This window comes from Enterobacter sp. HK169 (genome assembly GCF_001719105.1).
Lineage (GTDB): Bacteria > Pseudomonadota > Gammaproteobacteria > Enterobacterales > Enterobacteriaceae > Enterobacter > Enterobacter asburiae_B.
Map to the genome: position 1 here is coordinate 3,040,293 of NZ_CP017087.1, position 22,838 is coordinate 3,063,130.

Here is a 22,838-nt window from a genome sequence, read left to right on the forward strand (position 1 = left end):
AGGATGAGAGCATGAAAATCAGTGATGGAAACTGGCTTATTCAACCGGGCCTGAACGTGACGTATCCGGTTCAGGTGTTCGACGTGGAGCAGCAGGGCAACGACCTGGTGGTATACGTGGCGCCGCGCGACGTGCGCGAACGCACCTGGCAGCTCGACACGTTGATGTTCACGGTGCGCCTGTTTTCCCCGCAGGAAGGGATTGTCGGGGTGCGCATCGAGCACTTCCAGGGCGCGCTGAATAACGACCCGCACTATCCGCTGAACGTTCTGAAAGACGTGAAGGTAGAGATTGAAAACAACGCCGAGTTTGCCGAGCTGAAAAGCGGCAGCGTCAGCGTGCGCGTCACCAAAGGCGAGTTCTGGGCGCTGGATTTCCTTCGCAACGGCCAGCGCATTACCGGCAGCCAGCTGAAAAACAACGGCTACGTGCAGGATACCAACGCCGACCGCAATTACATTTTCGAACGTCTGGATCTGGGCGTGGGGGAAACGGTCTACGGTCTGGGCGAGCGCTTTACCGCCCTGGTGCGCAACGGCCAGACGGTCGAAACCTGGAACCGCGACGGCGGCACCAGTACCGAGCAGTCCTACAAAAACATCCCGTTCTACCTGACCAACCGCGGCTACGGCGTGCTGGTGAATCATCCCGAGAACGTCTCGTTTGAAGTCGGCTCCGAGAAAGTCTCCAAAGTGCAGTTCAGCGTGGAAGGGGAATATCTCGAGTACTTCGTGATCGACGGCCCGACGCCGAAAGAGGTGCTGAACCGCTATACGCGGTTCACCGGGCGTCCGGCGCTGCCGCCAGCGTGGTCGTTCGGTCTGTGGCTCACCACCTCGTTCACCACCAACTACGACGAAGCGACGGTAAACAGCTTTATCGACGGCATGGCCGAGCGCGACCTGCCGCTGCACGTGTTCCACTTCGACTGCTTCTGGATGAAGGCCTTCCAGTGGTGCGACTTCGAGTGGGACCCTGTGACCTTCCCGGATCCGGAAGGCATGATCCGCCGCCTGAAGGAGAAAGGGCTGAAGGTCTGCGTGTGGATCAACCCGTACATCGGCCAGAAATCCCCGATCTTCCGGGAGCTGAAAGAGAAGGGCTACCTGCTCAAGCGCCCGGACGGCTCCCTGTGGCAGTGGGACAAATGGCAGCCGGGGCTGGCGATTTATGACTTCACCAACCCGGAGGCGTGCCGGTGGTATGCCGACAGGCTGAAAGGCCTGGTGGAGATCGGCGTCGACTGCTTCAAGACCGACTTCGGCGAGCGTATCCCGACCGACGTGCAGTGGTTCGACGGGTCCGATCCGCAGAAGATGCACAACCACTACGCCTACATCTATAACGAGCTGGTGTGGAACGTGCTGAAGGAGACGGTGGGGGAGGAAGAGGCGGTGCTGTTTGCCCGCTCGGCGTCCGTCGGGGCGCAGCAGTTCCCGGTGCACTGGGGCGGTGACTGCTACGCCAACTATGAATCCATGGCCGAAAGCCTGCGCGGCGGGCTGTCGATTGGCCTGTCCGGCTTCGGGTTCTGGAGCCACGATATCGGCGGGTTCGAAAACACCGCTCCGGCGCATGTCTACAAACGCTGGTGCGCGTTCGGGCTGTTCTCCAGCCACAGCCGCCTGCACGGCAGCAAATCCTATCGCGTGCCGTGGGCGTACGATGACGAGTCCTGCGACGTGGTGCGCCACTTCACCCAGCAGAAGTGTCAGCTGATGCCGTACCTGTATCGTCAGGCGGCGCTGGCCCGCGAGTTCGGCACGCCGATGCTGCGGGCGATGATGCTGGAGTTCCCGGACGATCCGGCATGCGATTACCTCGACCGCCAGTACATGCTGGGGGATGCGGTGATGGTCGCGCCGGTGTTCTCCGAGGCGGGCGACGTGCAGTTCTACCTGCCGGAAGGACGCTGGACGCATCTGTGGCATAACGACGAAATTCAGGGCAGCCGCTGGCATAAGCAGCAGCACGATTTCATGAGCCTGCCGGTCTACGTGCGCGACAACACCCTGCTGGCGCTGGGCAACAATAACCAGAAGCCGGACTACGCGTGGAACGCGGGGACGGCCTTCCAGCTGTTTAACCTGGACGATGGCTCAACGGCGGTGAGCGAAGTGCCTGCGGCGGACGGGGCCGTGGCGTTTACGCTGAAGGCGTCACGTCGGGGCGATATCGTGACCTTAACCGGCGCGGGAGACGCGCAAAACTGGTCCGTGTGCTTGCGCAACGTGCAGAAGGTGGGCAGCGTAAAAGGTGGTTCACACGCGGGCAGCGAGTGGGGCGTGGTGGTGAAAGCGGAGGGGAATGAGGTGGTGGTTCACCTTTGATTCCCCTCACCCTAACCCTCTCCCCAAAGGGGCGAGGGAATGGTTTACTCCCTCTCCCTTTCAGGGAGAGGGCTGGGGTGAGGGTGGTGTTGAAACCACACCGCCCGTCATCGTCTGCTGCACCTGCTGTTTATCCATATTCACCGCGTTCAGCTTGCCGTTCACCGTTGGCTTCAACGGTGCGCTGGCCTGCACGCTGCCGCTGGCGGTGAGCTGAATATTGCCGTCACCCGTAATCGGCAGCGCAGGCCAGCCCCACTGCTGCAGCACATTGAGCGGCACGCCGCGCCCGTTCAGGCTCACCGTGGTCTGCCGCTGCGGCAGCTGCGAAACCGTCGCCGTGGCTTCCAGAATACCTTTCTCGGTAAAGGCGCTCAGGTCGGTAATGTTCACCGTGGCGGCGTTGGCATTCAGCGCCAGCGACGGACGGCGCACGTCCACGCGGTTAAAGGTCGCCGCCGCGCCGTTCAGGGTTGCGCTGCCGCCCCAGATACCCCACTGGCGATCTTTCACCAGCTGCAGGTTTGCGCCATAGCCGTCCAGAGAGGTGATCTGCCACGGGAAGGCGGGATCGATGTCGATCACCAGGTTGCGGCTCAGGCCGAATTTTTGCAGCGTGACGCTGTTCAGCCATTCCGGCAGAGGCTCCATCCACAGCGTTTTCCAGTTTTGCGGCAGGGTGTACTCCAGCCCGGCGATGGCAACATCGTCCAGCACCAGCGCTTTACCGTCGCGCAGCCAGTTACCGGACGTGCGCACCATGCCGCCTTCCCAGCGGGAGGTGAACTGACGCAGCGCCATGCCCTGCGGGGAAAACTCCGCATTCAGGATCGGGTCGAAAAGATGCAGCGAGCCGTAGATAAACTCGCTGGCGTTCATGGACAGGCGGCCTTCCTGGCTCTGCCAGTCGCCTTTGCTGAGAGTCAGGTTGCGCAGGCTTAAATCGAGATCGGTCACCGCCCAGTCCGGGCCCTGAAGCCGGGCGTCGGTTACGTCCAGACGACCAATCTGCAGAGAAGGGATGGAGGCCAGCGGCGCGAAGAACGCCATCAGCGTTTTATCGCTCTGCAGGCGGATCTCATTCAGGCGCATCGTGTCGATAATCCAGCTCCCGTCGGCGTTGCGCAGGGCGGAGCCGGTGAGTGAGCCACGGGCCATGTCGGCACCAATCGTTTTCAGCACCACTTCCTTGCCGTTGAGCTGGCCCTCGATCAGCACGTTAGTCGCCGGTACGCCGTTCAGGGTCAGCGAGCCCGCGCTCATCTGGATCTGCGCGTTGTTCCCCAGCACGTTGCCCGCTTCCGGCTGCCACGGGCTGACGCCGCCCGTGACCTTCTGCGCGCTGAGATCCCATTCGGTATTCGGGCTGTTAAAGGCCATATTGTTCAGCTGCAGGCGATCCGCCTGGAAAGGCAGCGGTGCCGTCTGAGGCGAGAGATTCAGCGTGCCGTCGAACAGGGTGATGGTGTCCATATGCAGCGGATCGGTTATCTGGCGGCTGCTCAGGCCGATATCGACTTTTTTGGCTACCAGCGTGGCGGGTTTACCGTCCCGACCGAAGGTGACGTTTTCCAGAATGATGTGGGAAGGCGACGAAAAGCGGTGATTCATCTTGTCGAAACTGAGTTCGTAGTCGGTATTCACCGTCACCCAGCTGCTGACCTGAGACGCGCCCCAGCGGGTCTGGAGCAGAATGTAGAACGCCAGCAGCACAATGAGCAGGGCTACCAGAAGATAGATGAGGAGCTTTCCAATAAATTTCATGGTCTTCCATCCCGCAAAACGCACATAAGGGAGTTATGCACGATTTATGCGCAATCCTCAAGGCGGGAATGGTGTAATTAGATGTCACGGCAGGCATTGGCTGCCTGCCGTGAAGAGGATCAGTTCTTTTCAGGCGGGAAAACGAGGTTCAGTACGATAGCGGTGATACCGCCCGCGGCAATGCCGGAAGAGAGCAGGTTTTTCACCCAGTCAGGCGCAAACTGCAGGATCAGCGGCTGCTGGGAAACACCCAGACCGACGGCCAGCGACAGCGCGATAATCATGATCGCGCGGCGGTTCAGCGGCTCGCGGGAGACGATACGCACGCCGGAGGCCGCGATAGTCCCGAACATCACCAGCGTTGCGCCACCCAGCACCGGCTCAGGGATGTGCTGCACAAAGCCGCTTACCGCCGGGAACAGGCCGAGAACGATCAGCATCAGCGCCACCACAAAACCGACGTAGCGGCTGGCAACGCCGGTCAGCTGGATCACGCCGTTGTTCTGGCCGAAGCAGGAGTTCGGGAAGGTGTTGAATACCGCAGAGACAAACGAGTTCAGGCCGTTCGCCAGCACGCCGCCTTTCAGACGCTTCATGTACAGCGGGCCGGACACCGGCTGCTCGGAGACGTCGGAGGTGGCGGTGATATCGCCGATGGTCTCCAGAGAGGTGATCATAAAGACCAGCATCAGCGGCAGGAGCAGGCCCCAGTCGATGCCCAGTCCGTAGTACAGCGGCGTGGGGACAGTGATCAGCGCGCTGTTGGTCGGCGCGGTGTTCTCCGGCAGCATGCCCAGCGCCCACGCCAGCAGGTAGCCCGCCGCCATAGCGATCACCAGCGAGGCGACGCGCAGGTAAGGATTACGCTGACGGTTAAGCAGAATAATGATCGCCAGCACGACACCCGCCAGCAGCAGGTTTTTCGGCGCGCCAAAGGTGTGGTCGCTCATTGCGGCATAACCGCCGCCAATGGAGGTCAGGCCCACCTGAATCAGCGACAGGCCGATAATCATTACGACGATGCCAGAAACCAGCGGGGTGATAACGCGGCGAGCCAGATGCAGAACGCGGGAGATGACCATCTCCGTGCAGCTGGCCAGCATCAGGGTGCCGAACAGCGCCGCCATCATGGTTGGGACATCCGCACCGCCGGTTTTCAGCGCCGTACCGCCCATGATAAGCGGTGCCACGAAGTTAAAGCTGGTGCCCTGAATCGACAATAATCCCGACCCCACCGGCCCCCACGCTTTAATTTGAATAATCGAGGCCACGCCGGAGGCGAAGAGAGACATGCTGATAATGTGCTGCGTGTCCTGCGCCGGTAAACCGAGCGCCTGGCAAATCAGCAGCGCCGGGGTGATCACCGCAACAAACATCGCCAGAAGATGCTGGCAGGCGGCGAAAAGCGTTTGCGGCAGCGGCGGGCGATCCTCAAGGTGGTAAATCAGTTCGCTATTTTGCTTCTGCGCAATCGGTTGCGCATCAGGCGACTCTATGGTGTTAACGGACATCGGCGGCAATCCCACGGTGGAAAAGCGGGCATTTTATCTGACCACCTGGTAAAAGCAAACGATTGCCAGCAAAAAAAGGGAAGAAAATCTGCCGCTGTGAGCAGGTTTTCTACAACGCGTGGGGAAAAAAAATTACACTTTTTGCGCCGGGGCTCATGAAGAGCGCAAACCGGCCCAGGATAACGCCGCATGTGTATGGAACACGCGCATAACAGGAGCCTTTTATGATTCATCTCGATACGTTGTCGACCCTTGTTGCCGCAACGCTGGTTCTTCTGCTTGGTCGCAAGCTGGTACACAGCGTTTCCCTTCTGAAGAAATACACCATTCCTGAACCTGTCGCCGGTGGCCTGCTGGTGGCGCTGGCCCTGCTGATACTGAAAAAAAGCATGGGCTGGGAAATCGATTTTGATATGTCCCTGAAAGATCCGCTGATGCTGGCCTTCTTTGCCACTATCGGCCTGAACGCAAACCTGGCGAGCCTGCGCTCGGGCGGTAAGGTGCTCGGCGTATTCCTGATTGTGGTGGTGGGGCTGCTGCTGATGCAAAACGCCATTGGCATCGGCATGGCAACGCTGCTGGGGCTGGATCCGCTGATGGGTCTGCTGGCGGGGTCGATTACCCTTTCGGGCGGTCACGGAACCGGGGCCGCGTGGAGCAAGCTGTTCATCGAGCGCTACGGGTTTGAAAACGCGACGGAAGTGGCGATGGCCTGTGCGACCTTTGGCCTGGTGCTGGGTGGCCTGATTGGCGGCCCGGTGGCGCGGTATCTGGTTAAGCACTCCACCACGCCGAACGGCAGGCCGGACGATGAGCTGGTGCCGACCGCCTTCGAAAAGCCGGACGTTGGCCGCAGCATCACCTCGCTGGTGCTGATTGAAACTATCGCGACGATCGCCATCTGCCTGACCGTGGGCAAAGTGGTTGCGCAATGGCTGGCGGGTTCCGCGTTTGAACTGCCGACGTTTGTCTGCGTGCTGTTTATCGGGGTGATCCTGAGCAACGGTCTGGCGCTGATGGGCTTCTACCGCGTGTTTGAACGGGCGGTATCGGTGCTCGGCAATGTCTGCCTGTCGCTGTTCCTGGCGATGGCGCTGATGAGCCTCAAGCTGTGGGAGCTGGCCTCGCTGGCGCTGCCGATGGTGGCGATACTGGCGGTGCAGGCGCTGTTTATGGCGCTGTACGCCATGTTCGTGACCTGGCGCATGATGGGCAAAAACTACGATGCGGCGGTGCTGGCAGCGGGTCACTGCGGGTTTGGTTTGGGGGCCACTCCAACGGCTATCGCCAACATGCAGGCGATCACCGAACGGTTCGGGCCATCGCACATGGCGTTTCTGGTGGTCCCGATGGTAGGGGCGTTCTTTATTGATATCGTGAACGCGCTGGTAATCAAGCTGTACCTGATGCTGCCGATGTTTGCCTGAAATCAGGCGTTGGAATACCGCTCGGTTTCCGGCATCCAGCGCTCAATTAACGCTGCCGCCTGTTCAGGGTAGCGTTCATGAATATGGCGGGCGAGGCGCTGAACCTCGGGGATCATGGCCTGATCGCGCAGCAAGTCCGCTACTTTGAATTCTGCGTTACCCGTCTGACGCGTGCCCAGCAGTTCGCCCGGGCCGCGGATCTCCAGGTCTTTTTGCGCAATCACAAAACCGTCGTTGCTGTCGCGCAGCACCTGCAGACGCATCTGGGCGGTTTTGGAAAGCGGGGCTTTGTAGAGCAGCACGCAGTGGGACGCAACCGCGCCGCGGCCGACGCGCCCGCGCAGCTGGTGGAGCTGGGCAAGGCCGAGACGCTCCGGGTTTTCGATGATCATCAGGCTGGAATTGGGGACGTCCACGCCGACTTCGATCACCGTGGTGGCAATCAGCAGATGCAAATCACCCTGTTTGAATGACTGCATCACCGCCTGCTTTTCGGTGGGCTTCATGCGTCCGTGAACCAGACCCACGTTCAGCTCGGGCAGCGCCAGCTTAAGCTCTTCCCACGTTGCTTCGGCAGCCTGCGCTTCCAGCAGTTCAGATTCTTCAATCAGCGTACAGACCCAGTAGGCCTGACGCCCTTCCTGGGTGCAGGCGTTGCGCACGCGGTCAATGATATCGCTGCGGCGCGTGTCGGGAATGGCGACCGTGGTGACCGGCGTACGGCCCGGCGGCAGTTCGTCAATGGTGGAGGTATCCAGATCGGCGTAGGCGGTCATCGCCAGGGTGCGTGGGATCGGCGTAGCGGTCATGATCAGCTGATGCGGGTGGAAGCCCTGCTGCAGGCCTTTTTCCCAGAGCGCCAGACGCTGATGTACGCCGAAGCGGTGCTGCTCGTCGATAATCACCAGCGCAAGACCGTTAAACTGCACCTGCTCCTGGAAGATGGCGTGCGTGCCGACAATCATCTGCACCTGCCCGCTGGCAATAGCCTCCTGTTGCGCAAGGCGCGCTTTGCCTTTTTGCTTCCCGGCAAGCCAGCCCACTTCAATTCCGAGCGGCGCAAACCAGGCGCGGAAATTGTTGGCGTGCTGTTCAGCCAGCAGCTCGGTCGGCGCCATCAGCGCCACCTGTTTACCATTAGCAATCGCGCGCAGGGCCGCCAGGGCGGCAACCAGCGTTTTACCGGAGCCCACGTCGCCCTGAACCAGGCGCATCATCGGCACGTCGAGCGCCATATCGCGTTCAATCTCGGCGGTGACGCGCGCCTGCGCGCCGGTGGGCTTAAACGGCAGAGAGGCCAGCAGCTTATCTTTGAGCGCATCATTCTGGCTTAACGGCTGAGCGTGGAAACGCTGCGCGCCCGCGCGAAGCGCCAGCATGCTCAGGTTATGGGCCAGTAATTCCTCAAGGATAAGACGCTGTTGTGCGGGGTGTTTGCCGCTTTCTAAATCGCTGAGCTGCAGCGTTGGCGGCGGGCGGTGCAGGGTGCGCAGCGCCTCGGGCAGGCTCATCATGCCCTGCGCCAGCTCGGGCGGCAGCAGCTCGGTAATGGCGCAGGTATCCAGCAGCTCCAGTGCCTGATCGGTGAGCTTACGCAGCGTCGCCTGCTTGATGCCTTCGGTTGTCGGGTAAACCGGGGTAAGCGTCTCCTGCATTTCCGGCGTGCTGAGATCGCCCTGCACGCGGTACTCCGGGTGGATCATCTCTGCGCCGTATTTCCCGCGTTTGGCTTCGCCATAGGCCAGCACCCTGCGGCCCGTCGCCAGGCTGTTTTTCATCGCCGCGCTGAAGTTGAAAAAACGCATGGTGAGAATGCCGGTACCGTCGCTGATCTGGCAGGTCATCATCCGGCGTCCGCCGAAGGTGATGTTGCAGTTCAGGACTTCGCCTTCAACGGTGGCGTAAATGGCGGGAAGAAGATCGCCAATCTTGTAGAGCTGGGTGCGGTCTTCGTAACGCAGGGGGAGGTGAAGCAGGAGATCCTGAACGGTGTGCAGGCCAATTTTTGCCAGCTTATTACTTTGCGCCGCGCCCACGCCCGTCAGGCTGTTAAGCGGGATAGCATCCAGCAGGCGGCCTTTCATCGCTTACCCGGCGTACTGCATGGTGGCCCACCACTCGGCATCGGCTACAATTTCGCCCTGCGCGTTGACGTGGGGGTAAGGCAATTTTTTCTGCTTCGCAACGCGAGCCAGCACCGGATAACCACCTTCAAACAGCAGGCGCTGCTGTTCCTCTTCCGGCAGCATGCTGTTGCTGCGCTCGTACATCCCGGCGTTCTGACGCTGGCGCTGCGCTTCATACAGAATGAGCGCGGACGCCACGGAGACGTTGAGAGACTGGACCATGCCGATCATCGGAATGATGATGTCACGATCCGCCAGATCCAGCGCTTCCTGGGTGATCCCGGTTTTCTCCTGACCCATCAAAATGCAGGTCGGGCGGGTGTAGTCGATCTCGCGGAAATCTACGGCTTTAGCGGACAGGTTAGTGGCGAGGATCTGCATCCCGCGCCCTTTCAGGTGCGATACGGCTTCGCCAATGGTGTGATGATTTTTGACAGACACCCAGCTGTTGCTGCCTGCCGCCGCCGAGACCGTATTGCGCATACGGCCGTCCGGCCAGACGGCGTGCACTTCATGCACACCGACGGCATCTGCGGTACGGACGATAGCAGAGACGTTATGAGGTTTATGCACCTGCTCCATGCAGACCGTCAGGTCAGGCTGACGCCTGGCGAGCATTTCGCAGATACGTGCATAACGTTGTGAATTCATAAACCTAGTTTCGGTTTCGGGTGACTTTAATCACGTCCGGCATGACGCGGATTTTGCGCATAATATTCGCCAGATGCACGCGGTCGCGGGCGGTCAGACGAATAAAGGCGCTGTACACGCGGCCATCTTTTTCTTCCGTATTCAGGCTCTGAATGTTGGATGAAGCCGTGTTGATCGCTGCCGTCAGGTTCGCCAGGGCACCCTGATGGTTGAACATATCCACCTTAATTTCGGTGATAAATTCCTGCGCGGTCTCTTTATCCCACTCGACCGCCATAAACTTCTCGGCTTCTTTCTGGTAGCCGCGAATGTTACGACAGGACTCGTGGTGGATAACCAGCCCTTTACCCGGGCTGACATGCGCAATAATCGGGTCGCCAGGAATTGGACGACAGCATTTTGCAAAGGTGATCAGCACCCCGTCTGCGCCTTTAATCGGCAGGTGTCCGTGGCTTTGCGTGGTTGCAGGCACCGCTGTCGTGTCGCCTTGCTGCAGGTTCTTCGCCACCACCACGCTCATGGCGTTGCCGAGGCCAATCTCTGCCAGCAGGTCGTCAAGCGACGCAAGCTTCATGCGTTCCAGCTCACGCTGGACGTTCTCCTGCGGAATTTCAGCCAGCTTACGGCTACCGCCCAACGCATGGTTGAGCAGACGACGCCCCAGGCTGACGGAATCATCGCGCTTGAGGTTTTTCAGCAGCTGGCGAATTTTGGCGCGTGCTTTGGAGCTCACGACAAAGTTCAGCCAGGCCGCGTTCGGACGTGCGCCCGGTGCGGTAATAATTTCTACCGTCTGGCCGCTGGAGAGCGGTTGAGACAGCGGATAAGGCTGTCTGTCGACACGCGCGCCGACGCAGGCATGCCCGATATCGGTATGCACGGCGTAAGCGAAGTCGACCGGCGTGGCGCCCGCAGGCAGTTCGACAATGCGACCTTCTGGGGTGAAAACGTAAATCTCATCCGGGAAGAGATCGGATTTAACGCTCTCGATAAATTCAAATGAGCTACCCGCACTCTGCTGAAGCTCTAGCAGGCTTTGCATCCAGCGCTGGGCGCGGATTTGTGCGGTCGTGCTGCTTTCGCCACCGTGCTCTTTATACGCCCAGTGTGCGGCAACACCCATCTCTGCCATCTGGTCCATGTCTTCGGTGCGAATTTGCACCTCAACAGGTACGCCATGTGGCCCGATCATCGAGGTGTGCAAAGATTGATAGCCGTTCGCTTTTGGAATGGCGATGTAATCTTTCATGCGGCCCGGACGCGGTTTGTAGAGGCTGTGCATCTGCCCCAGCACGCGATAGCAGGTGTCCGAGTCGTGGACAATTACGCGGAAGGCGTAGATATCCATGATCGAGTGAAAACGCTGCTCTTTGAGCACCATTTTGCAGTAGATGGAGTACAAATGTTTTTCGCGACCGCTGACGCGGCACGGAATTCCCGCTTCCTGTAAGCGCCCTTCAATTTCCGAGAGGATTTTTTGAATCATCTCTTTACGGTTACCGCGTGCGGCTTTCACCACCTCTTTAATCACGCGATAGCGGTTCGGGTACAACGCTTCAAAACCCAACTCTTCCAGCTCGGTTTTAATGTGATGAATACCTAAACGGTGCGCCAGCGGACTGTAGATTTCGAGGGTTTCACGGGCAATGCGGCGACGTTTATCCGGGCGAAGTGAGCCCAGCGTGCGCATGTTGTGGGTACGGTCAGCGAGTTTGATGAGAATGACGCGGATATCCTGCACCATCGCCATAATCATCTTGCGGAAGTTTTCGGCTTGCGCCTCTTTCTTGTCGCGGAAATTCAGCTTATCAAGCTTAGAGACCCCTTCCACCAGTTCGGCAACGCTTTTGCCAAACAGCTGTTCCATGTCCTGATAAGTGGCAGGGGTATCTTCGATCACGTCATGCAGCAGAGCGGCCATCAGCGTTTCGTAGTCGAGTTTCATCTCGGCCAGAATACAGGCCACCGCTACCGGGTGCGTGATATAGGGTTCACCGCTTGAACGTGTCTGGCCCTCGTGAGCGTCACGTGCAACGAGATACGCCTGCTGAAGACGCTTAATCTGGTCTTCAGGCAGGTAGGTTTGAATCAGTTGATTCAGGCTTTCAAACAGATACAAGGGCGACCCGCAGGTTTAATTAACGACGACCTTCAGCAATAGCGGTTACGGCCTGCAGTTCTGCGGCTTCCTGCTCTTGCTGCTCCTGGCGCTCACGCACGTCGAGGATCTGGTTGTTGATCAGACCTTCTTCGATTTCGCGAAGTGCAATAACGGTGGTTTTATCGTTTTCTTCCGGTACCAGCGGATCTTTACCGCCTACCTGCATCTGACGAGCGCGACGCGCGGCGACCAGCACCAGGTCAAAACGGTTACCAATTTTCTCTACAGCGTCCTGAACAGTTACGCGTGCCATACTTAAAATGCTCCACAGGTGAAGAAATGACTGGGCATGATACTGAAAGTGGGTTCAGTCTGCCAACAGTTTGGTGATTAATGCGTCATGTCGCTGCTTCTGGCGGCTCATACGCAGACGTTCTGCACGAAGAATGGTTTTGAGATCGCTCAATGCGGCATCAAAATCATCATTCACAATAAGGTAATCATATTCCGCGTAATGGCTCATTTCTGCAACAGCCTGTTCCATACGCTTTGCGATGACTTCTTCGCTGTCCTGACCGCGGCCACGCAGGCGGCGATCCAGCTCATCTTTCGATGGCGGTAAAATAAAGATACTGCGCGAGTCAGGCATTTTCTTGCGAATTTGCTGTGCGCCCTGCCAGTCGATATCCAGGAACACATTTACGCCTGTGGCCAGAACCTGCTCAATGGTTTCACGCGAGGTACCGTAGTAATTACCGAATACTTCAGCGTGTTCAAGAAACGCGTCTCTGCCGATCATCGCTCTGAATTCGTCGTGATCCACAAAGAAATAGTGTTCACCGTGCACTTCACCCGGACGCGGCGCTCGCGTGGTGTGAGAAACAGAAACCTGTGTGTCGTACAACGGTTGGGTTTTTAACAGTGCCTGAATAAGGCTGGATTTACCCGCGCCACTAGGGGCAGAAACAATATAAAGCGTGCCTTGAGCCATGAGAGTCTTTTGTATGTGTTAACGAAGAAGTCCTACATACGGGCTTATTATACACGTCACCGCCGTGTGACGTAGCCTTTGTCACACTTTTTCCCCTGGATTATTGAATTTTGCGTGCCGTTTTCAGGTTTTATCTGTGGTTTTCAGCAACCAAAAGAAACACCGGATAGCGTCTCGCATTGTGAAACGTTGCCGTTAGCGTTGTTTCAGGTATCCGGGTATACCTCCGGCAATGCATAGGAGGGGTAGCGATGTGGCGATGGATAAGCGGGTTAATGCTGTTGTGGTGTGGCTATGGCGCGGCGGTGTGTCCGGTGTGGTCGCAGGCAAAAGCAGAAAAAGAGATGGCGTCGTTAAGCGCCCAAATCAAACGCTGGGATGAGGCCTACTGGAAGCAGGGCGTGAGCGAGATCAACGACGAGGTTTACGACCAGCTTCACGGGCGGTTAACGCAGTGGCAGCGCTGTTTTGGCAGTGAGCCTTCAGAGGAGAAACTCCCTGCGCTGGCGGGAAGCGTAAAACATCCTGTTGCCCATACGGGCGTACATAAAGTGGCCAGCAAAGAGGAGTTGAGACAGTGGATGCGTGTCCGACAGCATCTGTGGCTGCAGCCCAAAATTGACGGTGTGGCGGTAACGCTGGTCTATCGCAACGGAAAGTTAACCCAGGCTATCAGTCGTGGTGATGGCCTCAAAGGGGAAGACTGGACCGGGAAGGTACGTTTAATCCCGTCTGTTCCGCAAAATCTCACCGGCACGCTGGCGAATAGCGTCTTGCAGGGCGAGCTTTACTGGTTACGCGACAACCACATTCAGAGCCAGTTGGGCGGAATGAACGCTCGCGCAAAGGTGGCGGGGGCGATGATGCGGCAAAAGGATAACTCGCTATTGAGCAAGATCGGCGTATTCATCTGGGCCTGGCCGGACGGACCGAAAGATATGCGTACATCTTTAGCTGAACTGTCTCAGGCCGGTTTTACGCTGTCGGCACGGTATACGCTACCCGCCGAATCTGTCGATGCCGTCGAGAAACAGCGCGCGGACTGGTACGTGACCGCATTACCCTTTGCCACGGATGGCATTGTGGTGCGTTCGGAGGATGAACCTGCGGGCGAAGAGTGGTTACCGGGAGAAGGCCACTGGGTTGTCGCGTGGAAATATCCTCCCGCAGCCCAGGTCGCTGAGGTGAGTGATATTCATTTTTCCGTGGGGCGCACGGGCAAAATTTCCGTTGTAGCAGCGCTGGAACCCGTGCAACTGGATGATAAACAGGTGCAGCGGGTGAGTCTGGGCTCGGTTGGGCGCTGGCAGAATATGGATATTGCTCCAGGGGATCAGATACAGATCAGCCTGGCCGGGCAGGGTATCCCCCGGTTTGATAAGGTGCTCTGGCGCGGGACTGACAGACATAAACCAGAGCCACCGGCCTCACGCTATCATGCTCTTAGCTGTTTCTATGCTTCGCCGGAGTGTATGGAGCAGTTCTTTGCCCGGCTGACCTGGCTCAGTTCAAAGCAGGTACTTGATATTGAAGGATTAGGTGAGTCAGGCTGGCGGACCCTCTGGCAGGCACATCGTTTTGAACATCTCTTTTCATGGCTGTTATTAACGCAGGCGCAGCTGCAGGCTACACCGGGGTTTTCCTCAGCACGCGGGCTGGCGCTCTGGCACCGATTTAATCTGGTGCGCGAGAAGCCGTTTATCCGCTGGCTCATGGCAATGGGTGTGCCATTGACCCAGGCTTCGCTGAAGGCGATGGGAGACATATCGTGGCAGAAGATGAGCGGGCGCAACGCAAACGACTGGCAGACCCTGCCGGGAACGGGAGAGGAGAAAGCGCGACAAATCGTAAACTGGATTCACGCGCCTCAGATTGATGTGCTGGCGAAATGGCTCGCTGAACAGCACATCAACGGGTTCTGAAGCTAGTGGGTGCTGTGTTTGTAATGAAAAACGGGCAGTCCGAGCTTCAGACGCAGCGCCAGCATGCGGGCCGTAAAGCCAAACAGCAGCGTCGAGATGACCACCACGTCATGGTTAGAAACATAATGCTGCAGAGCGATATAAAGCACCGCTGCCGCAAAGGAGATGCCGGCATACAGCTCTTTTTGAAAGACCAGGGGGATGCGTTTGCAGAACATATCGCGCAGCACGCCGCCGAATACGCCCGTGACCACGGCGGCGATGGTGGCGATAACCGGTCCTTCCCCCATATCGAGCGCGATTTGCGCACCGATGATCGAAAAGACGATCAGCCCCAGCGCATCAAGCACCAGGAACAGGCGGCGAAGATGGGGCATAACGGGCGCCACTATGGTGGTTAACACGGCGGCTGTTGCCACGATAATCACGTATTCAGGGTGTTTAACCCAGCCGAGCGGGTAATGGCCAAGCAGAATATCGCGCACGGAACCGCCGCCCAGCGCGGTCGCCGTAGCAATAATGATCACGCCGAAGGTATCCATACGACGACGTCCGGCGGCAAGCGCGCCGGTCATGGCTTCTGCGGTGATGCCAATGAGATAAAGGATGTGAAGCAGCATATACCCTCCGGTGTGAACGCGGGGGGAGGTTAGCGATTTGTGCGCAAGATCACGATTGAGATTTTCTAAGGCGAGCCAGTTTGCCCTATAAATTTTTATCAAGTTCTATAGATAAAGCTTGATGAAAGGCGGTAAAGCGACAAAATGGGCGTTAAGATGGATTAGAAATAGTAATGGGTGGTGCTGTCGACACCACCCGAAAAGCATTACTCGATGTTCTGGATCTGCTCGCGCATCTGTTCAATCAGCACTTTCAGCTCAATCGCTGAATTCGTCACTTCTGCATTGATCGACTTAGACGCCAGGGTGTTCGACTCGCGGTTGAACTCCTGCATCATAAAGTCCAGACGGCGGCCCACAGCTTCTTTTTTCTTCAGAATGTTGTAGGTTTCTTTAACGTGCGCTTCCAGACGGTCCAGCTCTTCAGCGACATCGATACGCTGCGCCATCAGCACCAGTTCTTGTTCCAGACGGGTGTTTTCCAGCTGAACTTCCGCTTCTTCCAGTTTGGCGACAAGGCGCTCGCGCTGCCATTGCAGCACTTCTGGCATATGGGTGCGGACTTTCGCTACTTCGGTGCTCACGCCTTCAAGACGCTGCTCAATCATCGCTTTCAGCGCCTGGCCTTCGGTTTCGCGGGCAACGATAAAGTCGTCCAGCGTGCCGTCGAGAGCTGCCAGGATTTCAGCGGCAATGGCGTCCAGATCCTGCTCACCGGCGGCCATGACGCCAGGCCAGCGCAGAATATCAACCGGGTTGATTTCGCCTTCATCGCTCTGCATTTTGACCCAGTTCGCCGCATTCACGAGCTGTTTTGCCAGTTTTTCGTTGAGGATGAGCTCGCCCTGTGCGCTCGCATCAGGCTCAAAGCGCAGGTTACATTCCACTTTTCCGCGCGTCAGACGCGTACGGATACGTTCACGTACGACAGGCTCAAGGCTGCGGAACTGCTCCGGCATACGGAAATACGTTTCCAGGTAACGCTGGTTTACCGAGCGCATTTCCCATGTGGCGCTGCCCCAGCTACCCTTGATTTCACGCCGGGCGTAGGCGGTCATACTGCGGATCATAGACATTCCCGTTTTTAAAGGAGAGATGGGGGGATTATAGCTTTCGGGGGCTTCTCAGGATAGGAATAAGCGTCCTTTATCCGTATAATGCGCAGCCACATTCGTTTCAAGCCGGAGAATCCATCATGCGTCCATCAGGTCGTAGCGCCAACCAGGTGCGTCCCGTCACCCTGACCCGTAACTATACAAAACACGCTGAAGGCTCCGTGCTGGTTGAGTTTGGTGACACTAAAGTGCTGTGCACCGCCTCCATCGAAGAAGGCGTTCCGCGCTTCCTGAAAGGTCAGGGCCAGGGGTGGATCACCGCAGAATACGGCATGCTGCCGCGTGCGACCCATACCCGTAATGCCCGTGAAGCGGCAAAGGGTAAGCAGGGCGGTCGTACCATGGAGATTCAGCGTCTGATCGCGCGTGCGCTGCGCGCCGCCGTTGACCTGAAAATCCTCGGCGAATTCACCATCACGCTGGACTGCGACGTGATTCAGGCTGACGGTGGCACGCGTACCGCGTCCATTACCGGCGCCTGCGTGGCGCTGGCCGATGCCCTGAACAAGCTGGTTGCGGCCGGTAAGCTGAAAACCAACCCTATGAAAGGCATGGTTGCGGCGGTTTCTGTAGGTATCGTTAACGGCGAAGCGCTTTGCGATCTGGAATACGTTGAAGACTCCGCAGCCGAAACCGACATGAACGTGGTGATGACCGAAGACGGTCGCATCATTGAGGTGCAGGGCACGGCGGAAGGCGAGCCGTTCACCCACGAAGAGCTTCTCTCCCTGCTGGCGTTAGCCCGAGGGGGAATCGAATCCATTGTAACGACGCAGAAAGCGGCGTTAGAAAATTGATTTTAAAGGCGACCAATGAGTCGCCTTTTTTTTGCCTGTAAGACAGAAAAACCAAAGGAGCAAATCCATGAAATCGTATCAGCGCCAGTTTATTGAGTTTGCGCTTAACAAGCAGGTACTTAAGTTTGGCGAATTTACGCTGAAATCCGGGCGTAAAAGTCCCTATTTCTTCAACGCCGGGCTGTTTAATACCGGGCGCGATCTGGCACTGTTAGGCCGTTTCTATGCCGAAGCGCTGGTGGATTCCGGGATTGATTTTGACCTGCTGTTTGGCCCGGCCTATAAAGGCATTCCGATTGCGACCACCACCGCGGTGGCGCTGGCGGAACACCATGACCGCGACGTGCCGTACTGCTTTAACCGCAAAGAGGCCAAAACCCATGGCGAAGGCGGGAATCTGGTCGGCAGCGCGCTGCAGGGCCGCGTCATGCTGGTCGATGACGTGATTACCGCGGGTACGGCGATCCGTGAATCGATGGAGATTATTCAGGCCAACGGTGCGACGCTTGCTGGCGTGCTGATTTCTCTGGATCGTCAGGAGCGTGGTCGCGGTGAAATTTCCGCTATTCAGGAAGTCGAACGCGATTACAGCTGCAAAGTGACGTCGATTATTACCCTGAAAGACCTGATTGCGTATCTGGAAGAGAAGCCTGAGATGGCGGACCATCTGGCGGCGGTACGTGCGTACCGGGAAGAGTTCGGGGTGTAATTAAATTGCCCGGTGGCGCTACGCTTACCGGGCTTACGGATTACTGCAACTGAGCAGCCACTAACGGCCAGCGGGCGTCAAAATCGTCCGTTGGACGGTATTTGAATTCGCTACGCACAAAGCGGGAGAGCATCCCTTCACAAAACGCCAGAATCTGGCTCGCCAGCAGCGTTTCATCAATGGTGTAACCTTCGCCTTCACGCATTTTCTTTTCGCGTAGTACCTGGCGCAGCTGCGCTTCAATACGCTCGAAAAGCTGGTTAATGCGGCCCTGCAGTCTGTCCTGTTCAAACATCAGCGCGTGGCCGGTGAGGATACGGGTTAAGCCCGGATTGCGTTCACCGAAGCCCAGGATTAGCAGCACAATCAGACGCAGACGCGCGGTGGTGTCTTTTTCGTCTTTCAGAATCAGGTTGATGCGCGTGATCAGGCTGTCTTCAATAAACTCGATCAGGCTGTCGAACATTCGGGTCTTGCTCGGGAAATGACGGTACAGCGCCGCCTCAGACACGCCTACAGAGGCGGCCAGTTTAGCGGTGGTGATGCGTTGACTGCCATCGCTGGATTCAAGCATCAGAGCCAGAGATTGAAGTATTTCTTCGCGACGATTCCTTTTCGCGGTTTGTTTTTCTGCCATGTTACAAAATACCCCTGAAAATAAGCACTTGCCAGGCTGGTATCCACACAGCGACCGCAAACGGGCGTTTGCGGTTTGTTATTGCATTATAACGCTGTGAGATACGTATCTTTCGGGCCGTTATTTGCGCCCGGAATGGCCGAAGCCGCCTTCGCCACGGTCGGTGGCGTCAAAGTCTGCCACCAGGTTAAATTCTGCCTGTACCACTGGTACAAAGACCATCTGGGCGATACGCTCGCCCGGTTCAATGGTGAAGCTGTCCTGACCGCGGTTCCAGACGGAGACCATCAGCTGACCCTGGTAGTCGGAGTCGATCAGGCCGACCAGGTTACCCAGCACAACGCCGTACTTATGACCCAGACCAGAACGCGGCAGGATCACTGCTGCCAGAGACGGGTCAGCAATGTGAATTGCCAGGCCAGTTGGAACCAGGGTAGTGGCACCCGGAGCCAGTTCTACGGCGTCATCGAGACAGGCGCGCAGGTCAAGACCGGCAGAGCCGGAGGTGGCATAGGTTGGCAGCGGGAATTGCTCGCCAACACGCGGGTCCAGAATCTTAACGTCGATTTTTTTCATCATAACGGGTAACGATCTCGTCCAGTAATTGTTGGCCCAGGAGTTCCTTGCGCTCAAGCGGTAAGACTTTATCTCCATCCTGCCAGAAAAGGTGCAGTGCGTTGCTGTCGCTGTTAAATCCTTGTGTGGCCAGCGATACGTCGTTCGCGCAAATCAAATCGAGGTTTTTGCGGGTACGTTTTTGCCGGGCATATTCTTCCACATTATTCGTTTCTGCGGCAAACCCAACAACGTATGGACGATGGCTTTTTAGTGCGGCGACGCCGGCAACAATGTCCGGGTTTTTCACCATTTTTAGTGTTAATTCATCGCCTTGCTTTTTAATTTTAGCCTCGGCGATCGTCTCGGCACGATAGTCTGCGACGGCCGCACAGCCGATAAAAATCTGCTGGCTTTGCGCATGTGCCTGCACGGCGGCTTCCATCTCCAGCGCGGTGGTCACGTCAATTCGCTTCACAAACGCAGGGGTAGGCAGCGATACCGGGCCGCTCACCAGCGTGACGTTCGCGCCACGCCTTGCGGCGGCGGCGGCAATCGCAAAGCCCATTTTGCCGGAGCTGTGGTTGGTGATGTAGCGCACCGGATCCAGCGGCTCGCGCGTGGGGCCCGCGGTAATCATGATGTTGAGATGTTGCAGATCGTTGACAGGCGAAAAATGGGCTGCGGCCATATCAACAATCGTCAGCGGGTCAAGCATGCGGCCCGGGCCAACGTCGCCGCAGGCCTGGCTGCCGCTGTCCGGACCCCAGATAAGCAGGCCGCGTGAGGCCAGCGTCTCCAGATTGTGCTGGGTGGCCGCGTTACGGTACATCTGCTGGTTCATGGCAGGAACGACGGCAACAGGCGCAGGGGTGGCCAGACAAATGGTGGAGACCAGGTCGTTTGCCATACCGGCTGCCACCCGAGCGATTAAATCAGCCGTGGCGGGAGCGAGGATAACCAGGTCTGCCCATTTTCCCAGCTCAATATGGCCCATCGCGGCTTCGGCGGCCGGATCGAGCAGGCTGTCAGATACCGGGTATCCTGAAACGGCCTGCAGGCTCAGGGGAGTGATAAAGGCTTTACCGCCTTCGGTTATCGCGACCCGCACGTCAGCTCCGCGCTCGCGCAGACGACGCACCAGCTCCGGCGCTTTATAAGCAGCAATGCCGCCGCTCACGCCAAGAACGATTTTTTTACCGGCCAGGCTCATCATGATTCTTTCCTGTTGGGTTTCACCAGAGAGCGGGCATTTTATCACAATCCCCAAAGCGGGGTGATTTTGTCCTTCGTCCACTTTGCGAGGCGCTACGCAAGAACGCAATGTGGCTGTCGAGCGACGGATTGGCCTGTGGCAGCATGAGGTTAAAAAGGGGAGAAAGAGCATGGAAGAAGAGGATGAGGAGCTGCTGCCGCGCGAAAAACTGCTGCGCTATGGCGTCACCCTGTTAAAAGACGATGAACTGCTGGCGCTCTTTTTACGTACCGGAACGCCCGGAAAAACGGTATTTACGCTGGCAAAAGAGCTGATAGCACATTTCGGTTCGCTGTACGGTTTATTGACCGCCGATCTGGCGCAGTTTAAGCACGTTGAGGGAATTGGCGTGGCGAAATATGCCCAGCTGAGGGGCATTGCTGAACTTGCCCGCCGTTTTTACAATGTCCGCATGGAGAAGGAAGATCCGATCCTGACGCCCGCGATGACGCGCGAATTCCTGCAAAGCCAGTTAACCGATATCGAACGCGAGATCTTTATGGTGATCTTTGTCGATAACAGAAATCGGGTGCTGAAACATAGCTGTCTCTTTGCGGGCACATTGAGTCACGTTGAGGTGCATCCGCGTGAAATTGTGCGGGAAGCGATAAAAGTGAATGCAGCGGGCGTGATCCTCGCGCATAATCACCCCTCTGGCTGTGCAGAACCGAGCAGAGCGGACAAAGAAATCACCGAACGCATTATCAAATGCTGTCAATTCATGGACATTCGTGTGCTGGACCATCTAATAATTGGCCGCGGTGAGTACATTTCTTTCGCAGAACATGGCTGGATTTAGGCTATTTCTCGCGATCCATCGGGATCTTTGTCTGTTCGGGACTTGAGCACACCGCCGAGTCAGCGTATACTACGCCACCTTTGAGAATCTCGGGTTTGGCATTTGGGCCTGGCAATCGAGAGTTCACTTAGAACTATGCGATGACCGGGCTGTAAAGCCTGACGAGGCGCCGATACCCCATACGAAGCTCGAGCTAATTTGATTTTTGGAGAATAGACATGTCCCGAGTCTGCCAAGTTACTGGCAAGCGTCCGGTGACCGGTAACAACCGTTCCCACGCACTGAACGCGACTAAACGCCGTTTCCTGCCGAACCTGCACTCTCACCGTTTCTGGGTTGAGAGCGAGAAGCGTTTTGTCACCCTGCGCGTATCTGCTAAAGGTATGCGTGTAATCGATAAGAAAGGCATCGATACAGTTCTGTCCGAACTGCGTGCCCGTGGCGAAAAGTACTAAGTACTTAAAGAGGAAATAAATCATGGCTAAAGGTATTCGCGAGAAAATCAAGCTGGTTTCTTCTGCTGGTACAGGTCACTTCTACACCACCACGAAGAACAAACGTACTAAGCCGGAAAAACTGGAACTGAAAAAATTCGATCCAGTTGTACGCCAGCACGTACTGTACAAAGAAGCTAAAATCAAATAATTTTAGTCTCCTTGTATCGAAAAACCCCGCAACTGCGGGGTTTTTTGCATTCTGCATCTCAACGGAGGAACCATGCCTGAATTACCTGAGGTAGAAACCAGCCGTCGCGGCATTGAGCCCCATCTGGTCGGCGCGACGATTCTTCACGCGGTGGTCCGCAATGGACGTCTGCGCTGGCCGGTGTCCGATGAGATCCATGCCCTGAGCGATAAACCCGTCCTTAGCGTACAGCGTCGCGCGAAATACCTGCTGCTGGAACTGCCCGACGGCTGGATTATTATCCACCTGGGGATGTCCGGGAGCCTGCGCATTCTTACCGAAGAACTGCCTGCGGAAAAGCACGACCACGTCGATCTGGTGATGAGCAACGGCAAAGTGCTCCGTTACACCGACCCACGGCGCTTTGGCGCGTGGCTGTGGACGAAGGAGCTGGAAGGGCATAACGTGCTGGCGCATCTGGGCCCGGAGCCGCTCTCAGACGCGTTTAACGCAGAATACCTCAAGGCGAAGTGTGCGAAGAAGAAAAGCCCGATTAAGCCCTGGCTGATGGATAACAAGCTGGTGGTCGGCGTGGGGAATATCTACGCCAGCGAATCGCTGTTTGCGGCGGGGATCCATCCCGATCGGCTGGCCTCTTCGCTGTCGGCGCAGGAGTGCGAGCTGCTGGTCCGGGTGATTAAAGCCGTATTACTTCGCTCGATTGAGCAGGGCGGGACAACGTTGAAGGACTTCCTGCAAAGTGACGGCAAGCCGGGCTATTTTGCCCAGGAGCTGCAGGTGTATGGCCGTAAAGGCGAACCGTGCAGAGTCTGCGGCACGCCAGTGATTGCCACGAAGCACGCCCAGCGCGCCACGTTCTACTGCCGTCAGTGCCAGAAATAAG

21 protein-coding genes are annotated in these 22,838 nt (G+C 57.3%); 9 read left to right on the forward strand and 12 right to left on the reverse strand.

What is annotated here, in order from left to right; translation table 11 throughout:
- Positions 1 to 11 precede the first annotated feature (11 nt).
- A complete protein-coding gene (yicI, locus tag EnteroDNA1_RS14425; RefSeq protein ID WP_069303465.1) occupies positions 12 to 2,330 on the forward strand; it encodes an alpha-xylosidase in 2,319 nt (772 codons plus the stop codon).
- Between the two features lie 60 nt (positions 2,331 to 2,390).
- Here the strand turns inward: yicI and EnteroDNA1_RS14430 are convergent, their stop codons facing one another.
- Entirely contained in the window at positions 2,391 to 4,094 is a 1,704-nt protein-coding gene (locus EnteroDNA1_RS14430) for an AsmA family protein (RefSeq protein WP_069303466.1), read from the reverse strand.
- Between the two features lie 119 nt (positions 4,095 to 4,213).
- The gene (locus tag EnteroDNA1_RS14435; protein WP_069303467.1) at positions 4,214 to 5,605 is read right to left on the reverse strand and encodes a nucleobase:cation symporter-2 family protein; all 1,392 of its coding nucleotides are present in this window, start codon (positions 5,603 to 5,605) and stop codon (positions 4,214 to 4,216) included.
- 224 nt (positions 5,606 to 5,829) lie between these two features.
- Here EnteroDNA1_RS14435 and gltS point away from each other — a divergent pair, with 224 nt between their 5' ends.
- Complete coding sequence (gene gltS / locus EnteroDNA1_RS14440) at positions 5,830 to 7,032, forward strand: sodium/glutamate symporter (RefSeq protein ID WP_023309880.1); 1,203 nt, start codon at positions 5,830 to 5,832, stop codon at positions 7,030 to 7,032.
- A 2-nt stretch (positions 7,033 to 7,034) separates the two neighbouring features.
- Here the strand turns inward: gltS and recG are convergent, their stop codons facing one another.
- Genes recG through gmk form a run of 5 tightly spaced genes read right to left on the reverse strand, consistent with a single transcriptional unit; the run spans position 7,035 to position 12,901 of the window.
- Positions 7,035 to 9,116 carry an ATP-dependent DNA helicase RecG gene (recG, locus tag EnteroDNA1_RS14445; protein WP_039263520.1) on the reverse strand — a complete coding sequence of 694 codons (2,082 nt, stop codon included), beginning with the start codon at positions 9,114 to 9,116 and terminating at the stop codon, positions 7,035 to 7,037.
- Positions 9,117 to 9,119: 3 nt separating this feature from the next.
- Entirely contained in the window at positions 9,120 to 9,809 is a 690-nt protein-coding gene (gene trmH / locus EnteroDNA1_RS22370; protein ID WP_069303468.1) for a tRNA (guanosine(18)-2'-O)-methyltransferase TrmH, read from the reverse strand.
- A gap of 4 nt (positions 9,810 to 9,813) precedes the next feature.
- Positions 9,814 to 11,928 carry a bifunctional GTP diphosphokinase/guanosine-3',5'-bis pyrophosphate 3'-pyrophosphohydrolase gene (spoT, locus tag EnteroDNA1_RS14455; protein ID WP_023309883.1) on the reverse strand — a complete coding sequence of 705 codons (2,115 nt, stop codon included), beginning with the start codon at positions 11,926 to 11,928 and terminating at the stop codon, positions 9,814 to 9,816.
- A gap of 19 nt (positions 11,929 to 11,947) precedes the next feature.
- Entirely contained in the window at positions 11,948 to 12,223 is a 276-nt protein-coding gene (rpoZ, locus tag EnteroDNA1_RS14460) for a DNA-directed RNA polymerase subunit omega (RefSeq protein ID WP_000135058.1), read from the reverse strand.
- A 54-nt stretch (positions 12,224 to 12,277) separates the two neighbouring features.
- Positions 12,278 to 12,901, reverse strand: a complete 624-nt coding sequence (gene gmk / locus EnteroDNA1_RS14465; RefSeq protein ID WP_010426438.1) for a guanylate kinase — start codon at positions 12,899 to 12,901, stop codon at positions 12,278 to 12,280.
- Between the two features lie 251 nt (positions 12,902 to 13,152).
- Here gmk and ligB point away from each other — a divergent pair, with 251 nt between their 5' ends.
- Complete coding sequence (gene ligB, locus EnteroDNA1_RS14470; protein WP_069303469.1) at positions 13,153 to 14,823, forward strand: NAD-dependent DNA ligase LigB; 1,671 nt, start codon at positions 13,153 to 13,155, stop codon at positions 14,821 to 14,823.
- Positions 14,824 to 14,825: 2 nt separating this feature from the next.
- On the opposite strand, the gene EnteroDNA1_RS14475 is transcribed toward ligB, so the two are convergent.
- Both EnteroDNA1_RS14475 and EnteroDNA1_RS14480 read right to left on the reverse strand, forming a co-directional pair.
- Positions 14,826 to 15,443, reverse strand: coding sequence for a trimeric intracellular cation channel family protein (locus EnteroDNA1_RS14475; protein WP_048980250.1), 618 nt, complete (start codon positions 15,441 to 15,443; stop codon positions 14,826 to 14,828).
- Between the two features lie 206 nt (positions 15,444 to 15,649).
- On the reverse strand, positions 15,650 to 16,513 hold the full coding sequence (locus EnteroDNA1_RS14480; protein ID WP_023309886.1) for a YicC/YloC family endoribonuclease: 864 nt from the start codon (positions 16,511 to 16,513) through the stop codon (positions 15,650 to 15,652).
- Between the two features lie 125 nt (positions 16,514 to 16,638).
- Here EnteroDNA1_RS14480 and rph point away from each other — a divergent pair, with 125 nt between their 5' ends.
- On the forward strand, positions 16,639 to 17,355 hold the full coding sequence (gene rph / locus EnteroDNA1_RS14485; RefSeq protein ID WP_010426431.1) for a ribonuclease PH: 717 nt from the start codon (positions 16,639 to 16,641) through the stop codon (positions 17,353 to 17,355).
- A 67-nt stretch (positions 17,356 to 17,422) separates the two neighbouring features.
- Positions 17,423 to 18,064 carry an orotate phosphoribosyltransferase gene (gene pyrE, locus EnteroDNA1_RS14490; RefSeq protein ID WP_010426430.1) on the forward strand — a complete coding sequence of 214 codons (642 nt, stop codon included), beginning with the start codon at positions 17,423 to 17,425 and terminating at the stop codon, positions 18,062 to 18,064.
- 40 nt (positions 18,065 to 18,104) lie between these two features.
- Here pyrE and slmA read toward each other — a convergent pair whose 3' ends face one another.
- The 3 genes from slmA to coaBC all read right to left on the reverse strand — a co-directional run bounded on the left by slmA (position 18,105) and on the right by coaBC (position 20,469).
- Positions 18,105 to 18,701 (reverse strand): nucleoid occlusion factor SlmA, encoded by a 597-nt coding sequence (slmA, locus tag EnteroDNA1_RS14495; protein WP_010426428.1) that lies wholly within the window; start codon positions 18,699 to 18,701, stop codon positions 18,105 to 18,107.
- Positions 18,702 to 18,821: 120 nt separating this feature from the next.
- Positions 18,822 to 19,280, reverse strand: a complete 459-nt coding sequence (gene dut / locus EnteroDNA1_RS14500; RefSeq protein ID WP_069303470.1) for a dUTP diphosphatase — start codon at positions 19,278 to 19,280, stop codon at positions 18,822 to 18,824.
- Positions 19,258 to 20,469 carry a bifunctional phosphopantothenoylcysteine decarboxylase/phosphopantothenate--cysteine ligase CoaBC gene (gene coaBC, locus EnteroDNA1_RS14505; RefSeq protein WP_087823747.1) on the reverse strand — a complete coding sequence of 404 codons (1,212 nt, stop codon included), beginning with the start codon at positions 20,467 to 20,469 and terminating at the stop codon, positions 19,258 to 19,260. The genes dut and coaBC overlap by 23 nt, the downstream gene beginning before the upstream one ends.
- 172 nt (positions 20,470 to 20,641) lie before the next feature.
- On the opposite strand from coaBC, the gene radC reads away from it, so the two are divergent.
- The 4 genes from radC to mutM all read left to right on the forward strand — a co-directional run bounded on the left by radC (position 20,642) and on the right by mutM (position 22,837).
- A complete protein-coding gene (gene radC / locus EnteroDNA1_RS14510; protein WP_033147044.1) occupies positions 20,642 to 21,310 on the forward strand; it encodes a RadC family protein in 669 nt (222 codons plus the stop codon).
- 218 nt (positions 21,311 to 21,528) lie between these two features.
- Positions 21,529 to 21,765, forward strand: coding sequence for a 50S ribosomal protein L28 (gene rpmB / locus EnteroDNA1_RS14515; RefSeq protein ID WP_002436699.1), 237 nt, complete (start codon positions 21,529 to 21,531; stop codon positions 21,763 to 21,765).
- 22 nt (positions 21,766 to 21,787) lie between these two features.
- Positions 21,788 to 21,955, forward strand: a complete 168-nt coding sequence (gene rpmG / locus EnteroDNA1_RS14520; protein WP_003024094.1) for a 50S ribosomal protein L33 — start codon at positions 21,788 to 21,790, stop codon at positions 21,953 to 21,955.
- 72 nt (positions 21,956 to 22,027) lie between these two features.
- Positions 22,028 to 22,837, forward strand: coding sequence for a bifunctional DNA-formamidopyrimidine glycosylase/DNA-(apurinic or apyrimidinic site) lyase (gene mutM, locus EnteroDNA1_RS14525; RefSeq protein ID WP_023309890.1), 810 nt, complete (start codon positions 22,028 to 22,030; stop codon positions 22,835 to 22,837).
- Position 22,838 lies beyond the last annotated feature (1 nt).